The sequence below is a fragment of the Actinomycetospora sp. genome (assembly GCF_055612215.1).
Genome location: NZ_JBVPVA010000396.1, coordinates 1 through 7,085, shown reverse-complemented (window position 1 = coordinate 7,085; position 7,085 = coordinate 1). Strand labels below are relative to the sequence as shown.

The following is a 7,085-nucleotide window of genomic DNA, read 5'->3' as shown; positions in this document are numbered from 1 at the left end:
TAGAACGGCTCGAGCGCGATCACCTCGTCGCCGGGCGCGACGAGGGCCATCAGCGCCGACGAGAGCGCCTCCGAGGCGCCCGCGCACACCACGACCTGCGACGCCGGGTCGAGCTCGATCCCGTAGAAGCGCCGCTGGTGGTCGCAGATCGCCTCGCGCAGCGCCGGCACGCCGATCGCCGGCGGGTACTGGTTGAGGCCCCGGCGCATGGCGGCGACGGCGGCGTCGACGACCTCCTGCGGCCCGGGGGTGTCCGGGAACCCCTGGCCGAGGTTGATCGCGTCGTACTCGACGGCCAGGGCGGACATCTCGCTGAAGATCGTCGTCGCCATGGTGCTCCATCCTCGCGAATGCCGGGACGGACCACCACCGGGCGACGCTCAGGAGTGCGCGTCGGCGGGCTCCGCGGATCCGGTGGGCACGAGCAGCAGGTGGTGGTAGCGGGTCCCGGCGACGACCACCGCGACGAGCAGCGCGACCGCCACCACGATGTCCGCCAGGTCCGGGATCCAGAGGGTCAGGAGCAGGTCCAGGCCCACCCCGGCCACGACGAGCAGCGCCTTGCCAACGACGAAGCGGCGCAGCGAGAGCCGGTACCCCTGCTCCTCGGTGCCCGCCCGGCGGCGCCACCACGCGAGCAGCGGGGCGGCGAGGACCGGCACCACCGCGAGGACGACGAGGGTGCGGAGGGCGTGCTCCCACAACGGCTCGTCGCGGTGCGCGATCCACAGCCCGCCGATGACGAGGCCGAGGACGACCGCGCGGGCGTGGTCCCGGACCCCGAGGGCCGGTGGCGGCGCGGTCGGCGTCATCGCGGGCTCCGCGGGACGGAGCCCGACGTCAGGGGGGCGCCGGGCTGGAGGTCCTCGAGGACCCGCAGCAGCTCGAGCGTCCCCGAGAACACGTGCTCCGACCCGGTCTCCGTGACGGCCGAGCCCTCGAGCCGGCCGTCGGGGGACCGGGCGATGTCGAGAGTGACCCGCATCGGCGAGCCCACCTCCCTCTGGTCGTCTCCGATGGGGACGAGCCTGCGGGTCGCGGCCGTGCGATCGCCCCGGTCGGCCTTCCAGTACGGCTTCCAGTCGACCCGCGGTGACGGCCGTGCTGCGCAGCGTCAGCGCGTCGGGACGGCCCGCCGGTCCCGCAACTGGGCCCGGGAGGTGACACCGAGCTTCGCGTAGACGTTGGACAGGTGGTAGGCGACGGTGCGCGGGGAGACGAACAGCTCCTGCGCGACCTCCCGGTTCGTCAGCCCGCGCACGACGAGCGCGACGACGGCGTCCTCGTGCGGCGTCAGCCCGAGCGCCTCCTCCTCGGGCGAGGGCGTGAGGCCCGCGGCGTGCAGCAGCTCCTCGCACGGCGCGAGGAACGGGGTCGCCCCCAGGGAGGCGAGCCGGTCACGGGCCGCGCGCAGCAGGTCGACGCCGGTGCGCCGCTCTCCCGTCGCGACCAGGTGGCGGCCGAGCTCGGTCTCGAGCCGGGCGCGGGCCAGGGGCACGTCCACCGCCTCCGCGGCCGCGAGCCCGGACTCGAACGCCGCCCGGGCCCCGGCGGGGTCCCGGTCGGCCTCGGCGAGCAGGCCCCGCAGGCGGGCGGCGTCGACGCGGGTGTGGCCCGCCGGACGGTCGGCGAGCCGCGCCTCGAGGGCCTCGACCGCGTCGCGGGCGGCGTCGACCCGGCCGAGGCGCAGCAGGGCCTCCGCGTGCAGCGCCCGCGGCCCGAGCGCGCCGATCGCGTCGGCCAGGTCCAGGACCTCGGGGCGCAGCACGGGCTCCAGGGCCCGCAGCATCCCCGCCGCGTCGTCCTCGACGAGGGCCAGGAGCGCGCCCCCCGAGGCCGTCACGATCGTCGAGCCCCACCAGGGCGAGCCGGTGGCGACGACGGCGAGGTGGGCCCGGGCCTCGTGCGCGTGTCCGCGCAGCGCGTGCATGGACGCGGCGTAGCCCCGGACCATCAGCTCGGCGAACCCGCGCCCGGCGTCGCGTGCGGAGTTGACGGCCAGCTCGACCGCGTCGAGACCGTCGGCCTCACCGGTCCGGTCCCGGACCATCGCGAGGTAGCCCGCGGCGACGGTCGCGGTGCGCACCGGCTGGCCCGCCCGGGCCAGGCGCAGCGCCTCGGCGAGGTCACGCCCGGCGGCGGCGTCGTCGTCGGCCGCCGCGGCGAGGACGCCGCGGACGGCGAGGGTGTCGGCGTAGAGCGGGGTCCGGGCCTCCGGGGGCCCGCCGGCGACGTCGAGCACCGCGCGGGCGTGGTCCGCCCGCCCCTGCGCGGCGAGCCCGAGGATCAGCGCGAACCCCGCGGGCGCCCGCACCAGGGGCCCGGCGTCGGGGTCGGCGAAGCAGCTCGTCGCGAGCTCGACGGCCGCCGCGGGGCGGCCCTCGAGCACCGTGAGCAGCGCGAGGTCGGCGGTCGCGATCGCGCGGACCCGGTCGTCGGGGCCCTGCGCGGCGGCGTCGAGCAGTGGGCGGGCGCGGGCCAGCCGGCCGCGCAGCAGCGCCAGCCGCCCGAGCAGCGCGTCGCGGACCGGACCCGGCCGCGCCGCGGCCACCTCGTCCTCGAAGGGCGCCGCGCGCCCGATCTCCCCCGCCCCGAGCAGCACCTCGACGGCCCGGAAGACGCGGCGCTCGTGGTCGTCGGGATCGACGGTGACGTCGGCGGCGGCGTGCCACAGGTCGGCGACGTCGAGCGGGGACGACTCGGTGGCGACGTCCTCGGCGAGCCGCTCGAGGTCGGCCGCGAGCTCCGGGTCGGGGCCCGACGCGGCGGCGATCCGGTGGGTGAGCGCCGCGCGACCGCGGACGAGCCCGGCGGCGGCCGTGTGCAGGGCCCGGCGCCGGGCGGGCGGCTGGTCGCCGTAGACCGCGGCCCGCAGCAGCGGGTGGACGAACCCGATGCCGCCGACCGGCCGGTCCCCGCGCTCGGTGAGCAGACCGACCCGGACCCCCTCGTCGAGGGCCGCGGCGGGGTCGTCGACGGGGCCGAGGCCCGCGGCCACCGCGAGCGCGGCCGCGTCGGCGAGGGCGCACGGCTCGCCGAGCACCGAGGCGGCCACGACGAGGGCCTGGCCGGCGAGGCTCGCGCGGGAGAGCCGCACGAGCACGACCGCGGCGAGGGAGCGCGGGGCGGGCAGCACGTCGGTGGTGGTGGCGGCCAGGACCTCCGGGGCGAGCTCCTCGAGCAGCGTCCGGGCGTGCAGCGGGTGCCCGCGGGTGCGGGCCCAGAGTCGCTCGGCGGCGCCGGTCGAGCTCAGCGGGCGCCCGAGGACAGCGGCCAGCTCGGACAGCTCGGCGGGCGCGAGACCGCTCAGGGGGAGCCGGCGCGCGCCGTGCACCGTGTCCAGCACGCGCTCCCAGCGCGGGTCGACGGGGTCGTCACCCTCGAGGAGGCCGGGGTCGGGGGTCCGGACCCCGAGCAGGACCACGACGCGGTCGTGGCGCAGCCGGCGCAGGACGAACACCAGGGTGCGGATCGACAGGTCGTCGGCCCACTGCACGTCATCGATCACCACGAGCAGCGGATCGTCGGCGGGGACGGCGCCGAGGGCGGCGAGCAGGTCCGCGCCCACCACCATCGGGTCGGCGCCCGGGGCCCGGCCGGGGCCGGCGAGCGGGTGCTGGGCGAGCAGGTCGGCCGGCAGCGCGGCGGCGAGCTGGTCGACGATGCCGTAGGGCAGCGCCGACTCGGCCTCGTCGCCGGTCGCGCTCAGCAGGTCCAGCGGGCCGACGCGGCCGATGGCGCTCGCGAGCAGCGCGGACTTGCCCATCCCGGCGGCCCCGGGGATCCAGACGAGGCCCGGCTCGCCCCGGCGCGCGGCGGCGACCGTGTCCTCGATGGCGGCCAGCTCGGCCCGGCGACCGACGAACGGGCGCCGGGGCGGCACCGCCCGGCGTCCGTCCATGGATCAACCCGACACGATCACGGGGACTCTGTCCACCCCCGTCCCGCCCGGTACCCGAACGGCTACCGGTCGTCGTCGGCGCGGTGTCCGGCTCGCCCGGTCATTCCCATTCGATCGTGCCGGGCGGCTTGCTGGTGACGTCGAGGACCACGCGGTTGATCTCGGCGCACTCGTTGGTGATCCGGGTCGAGATGCGTTCGAGGGTCTCGTAGGGGACCCGGGTCCAGTCGGCCGTCATCGCGTCCTCGCTGGAGACCGGGCGGAGCACCACGGGGTGGCCGTAGGTCCGCCCGTCGCCCTGCACGCCGACCGAGCGCACGTCCGCGAGCAGCACCACCGGGCACTGCCAGATGGTGCGGTCGAGGCCCGCCGCCGAGAGCTCCTCACGGGCGATGGCATCCGCACGGCGCAGCGTCGCCAGCCGGTCGGCGTCGACCGCGCCGATGATGCGGATCGCCAGGCCGGGCCCGGGGAAGGGCTGACGCTGGACGATCGTCTCGGGCAGGCCGAGCTCGGCGCCGACTGCGCGGACCTCGTCCTTGAACAGCGACCGCAGCGGCTCGACCAGCGAGAACTGCAGGTCGTCGGGGAGGCCGCCGACGTTGTGGTGGGACTTGATGTTCGCCGCGCCGGAGCCCCCGCCGGACTCCACGACGTCGGGGTAGAGCGTGCCCTGCACGAGGAACTCGGCGCCCTCGCCCTCCGCGAGGTCCCGGGCCGCCCCCTCGAAGGACCGGATGAACTCCCGGCCGATGATCTTGCGCTTCTCCTCGGGGTCGACGACGTCGGCGAGCTCGCGCAGGAAGACCTCGGCGGCGTCGACGGTCACCAGGTCGACCCCGGTGGCGGCGACGAAGTCGCGCTCGACCTGGCCCCGCTCCCCCTCGCGCAGCAGCCCGTGATCGACGAACACGCACGTCAGCCGGTCCCCGATCGCGCGCTGGACGAGCGCCGCGGCGACCGCCGAGTCGACCCCGCCGGACAGCCCGCAGATCGCGCGGCCCCCGGGCCCGACCTGCGCCCGGATCGCCTCGACGGTCTCCTCGACGATGTTCGCGGCCGTCCAGTCCGGGGTGATGCCGGCGACGTCGCGCAGGAAGCGCTCCAGGACGAGCTGGCCGTGCGGCGAGTGCCCGACCTCGGGGTGGTACTGCACCCCGGCGAGCCGCCGGTCGACGTCCTCGAACGCCGCCACCGGCGCCCCGGACGACGAGGCCGTCGTCGTGAACCCCTCCGGCGCCGCGGTGACGCCGTCGCCGTGGCTCATCCAGACCGGGTGCTCGGCGGGGATGTCGCCGTGCAGCCGACCGGGGTCGGTCACGTGCAGGTCGGTGCGCCCGTACTCGCGGTCCCCGGTGTGCGCGACCGTCCCGCCGAGGGCGGAGGCCATGAGCTGGAACCCGTAGCAGATGCCGAAGACCGGGACGCCGGTCTCGAAGAGGGCGGGGTCGATGCTCGGCGCCCCCTCGGCGTACACCGACGCGGGGCCGCCGGAGAGCACGATCGCGGCCGGGTCCTTCGCCAGCAGGTCGTCCACCGACGTCGTGTGCGGCACGACCTCGGAGTAGACCGACGCCTCGCGGACGCGGCGGGCGATCAGCTGCGCGTACTGCGCGCCGTAGTCGACGACGAGGACGGGGTGCTCGCCACTGCTGGTCACCCCTCCATTGTGGCCGACGGCGATGAGTCCGTCGGCCGGCGGCGGTCCCATCCACCATGAGCACCGTGACCACGGACGTCTGGCCCGCCATCCACGAAGAACGGGCCGCCCTCGTCGCCGATCTCGAGGGGCTGACCGCCGCACGGTGGGCGAGGCGGTCGTTGTGCACCGAGTGGACCGTCGAGGAGACGGTGGCCCACCTGTCGGCCGCCGCGAGCACCGGGCGGCTGCGGTGGCTGCGCTCGGCGATCGGGGCCCGGTTCGACTTCGCGCTCCACAACCGCCGCCGTCTCGACGAGCAGCTCGGCGCCATGCCCGAGGAGACGCTCGCGATCCTGCGGGCGAAGGTCGACGCGACGGTGGCGCCGATGGGGCCGGCGGCGGCGTGGCTCGGGGAGGTCGTCGTGCACGGTGCGGACGTCCGCCGCCCGCTCGGGCTCCCGACGCGGACGCCGGTCGAGGTGGCGACGACCGTCGCGGAGTTCTACGCCGCCCGCGACTTCGCGGTGCCCAGCCGCACCGCGATCGCCGGGCTGCGGCTGGCGGCCACCGACGGCCCGTTCACCTCGGGTCCCGATACCGGCCTCCTCGTGGCCGGCCCGACCCTCGCGCTCGTCATGGCGATGGCCGGGCGGGCGGCGTTCTGCGACGACCTGTCCGGTCCGGGGGTGTCGACGCTCCGGGAGCGCGGCACGGCGACCAGGACATGATCAGCGGGCCGCCCTGGTGATCACCGGGGGCTCGGCGGAACCACACCGGCCCGGTGATCACATTGGCGCGGCCCAGACCCCGATGCGGTTGCCCTCGGGGTCGCCGAGCACGGCCATGGTCCCCATCCCGGGGAGCTCCCACGGCTCGACCAGCAGCGTCCCCCCGGCGTCGACGGCCCGGGTCGCCGCCGCGGCGACGTCCTCGACCGGCCGTAGGTGACGACGCCGGGCGGGTGCGGGCTCGCGTCGGTCGGGGCTTCTCGACGCCCCGGGTGACCCGAGGACGTCGCGCGCCGCGGCGTCGTCGTGGTCCCGCTCACGGGGAACCCGCCGGGCTTCCCCGGCGGCGGTCGTCGCGGGCACGATCGTCGCGATGGTGCTCGTCGTCGTGCTCAGCACCTCCGCACGCCGTCGCCCGGCCACCCCCGCCGCCGACACCCACGGCGCCGCCGGGACGCCCGACACCGAGCGAGAGACCGCCGCGGCCACCGCGTGCCCGCCCCCCGCACCCAGGAAGGCACCATGATCGAGCGCACCGTCGTCGTCGCGACCCAGATCGGGCTGCACGCCCGCCCCGCCGCGGTCTTCTGCCAGGCCGCCGCGGCCCAGCCCGCGCGGGTCACGCTGGCGACCGCCGAGGGCGACAGCGCCGACGCGCGCAGCATGCTCTCCGTGCTCGGGCTCGGGGTGCGGGGCGGCCAGGAGGTCACCCTGTCCGCCGACCCCGACGTCCTGGGTGCGCAGGCCTCGGTGGACGCCCTCGCCGAGCTGCTGGCCGGCGACCTCGACGCGTAGCCCCGTACCGAGCGAAGGG

8 protein-coding genes are annotated in these 7,085 nt (G+C 76.9%); 2 read left to right on the top strand and 6 right to left on the bottom strand.

What is annotated here, in order from left to right; genetic code table 11:
* The 5 genes from AC0CYZ_RS11290 to guaA form a co-directional block, all read right to left on the bottom strand.
* Positions 1-332 (bottom strand): aminotransferase class I/II-fold pyridoxal phosphate-dependent enzyme (locus AC0CYZ_RS11290; RefSeq protein WP_472215294.1); only part of this gene is annotated, 332 nt, incomplete at its 3' end.
* 48 nt (positions 333-380) lie between these two features.
* Positions 381-812, bottom strand: coding sequence for a hypothetical protein (locus AC0CYZ_RS11285; protein ID WP_472215292.1), 432 nt, complete (start codon positions 810-812; stop codon positions 381-383).
* Positions 809-985 (bottom strand): hypothetical protein, encoded by a 177-nt coding sequence (locus AC0CYZ_RS11280; protein ID WP_472215290.1) that lies wholly within the window; start codon positions 983-985, stop codon positions 809-811. Before AC0CYZ_RS11280 ends, AC0CYZ_RS11285 begins: the two co-directional genes overlap by 4 nt.
* A 129-nt stretch (positions 986-1,114) precedes the next feature.
* Positions 1,115-3,901: an ATP-binding protein gene (locus AC0CYZ_RS11275; RefSeq protein ID WP_472215288.1), complete on the bottom strand. Its 2,787-nt coding sequence runs from the start codon at positions 3,899-3,901 to the stop codon at positions 1,115-1,117.
* A 100-nt stretch (positions 3,902-4,001) separates the two neighbouring features.
* Complete coding sequence (guaA, locus tag AC0CYZ_RS11270) at positions 4,002-5,561, bottom strand: glutamine-hydrolyzing GMP synthase (RefSeq protein ID WP_472215286.1); 1,560 nt, start codon at positions 5,559-5,561, stop codon at positions 4,002-4,004.
* Positions 5,562-5,617: 56 nt separating this feature from the next.
* Here guaA and AC0CYZ_RS11265 point away from each other — a divergent pair, with 56 nt between their 5' ends.
* Entirely contained in the window at positions 5,618-6,271 is a 654-nt protein-coding gene (locus AC0CYZ_RS11265; RefSeq protein ID WP_472215284.1) for a maleylpyruvate isomerase family mycothiol-dependent enzyme, read from the top strand.
* Positions 6,272-6,328: 57 nt separating this feature from the next.
* Here AC0CYZ_RS11265 and AC0CYZ_RS11260 read toward each other — a convergent pair whose 3' ends face one another.
* Positions 6,329-6,736, bottom strand: coding sequence for a hypothetical protein (locus AC0CYZ_RS11260; RefSeq protein ID WP_472215282.1), 408 nt, complete (start codon positions 6,734-6,736; stop codon positions 6,329-6,331).
* Between the two features lie 57 nt (positions 6,737-6,793).
* Between AC0CYZ_RS11260 and AC0CYZ_RS11255 the strand changes: the two genes are divergently transcribed.
* Complete coding sequence (locus tag AC0CYZ_RS11255; RefSeq protein ID WP_472215280.1) at positions 6,794-7,066, top strand: HPr family phosphocarrier protein; 273 nt, start codon at positions 6,794-6,796, stop codon at positions 7,064-7,066.
* Positions 7,067-7,085: the final 19 nt, after the last annotated feature.

Coding starts and splice junctions, on each gene's coding strand:
- AC0CYZ_RS11285 (WP_472215292.1), bottom strand. CDS start 812: ATGACGCCGACCGCGCCGCCACCGGCCCTCGGGGTCCGGGACCACGCC.
- AC0CYZ_RS11280 (WP_472215290.1), bottom strand. CDS start 985: ATGCGGGTCACTCTCGACATCGCCCGGTCCCCCGACGGCCGGCTCGAG.
- AC0CYZ_RS11275 (WP_472215288.1), bottom strand. CDS start 3,901: ATGGACGGACGCCGGGCGGTGCCGCCCCGGCGCCCGTTCGTCGGTCGC.
- AC0CYZ_RS11265 (WP_472215284.1), top strand. CDS start 5,618: ATGAGCACCGTGACCACGGACGTCTGGCCCGCCATCCACGAAGAACGG.
- AC0CYZ_RS11255 (WP_472215280.1), top strand. CDS start 6,794: ATGATCGAGCGCACCGTCGTCGTCGCGACCCAGATCGGGCTGCACGCC.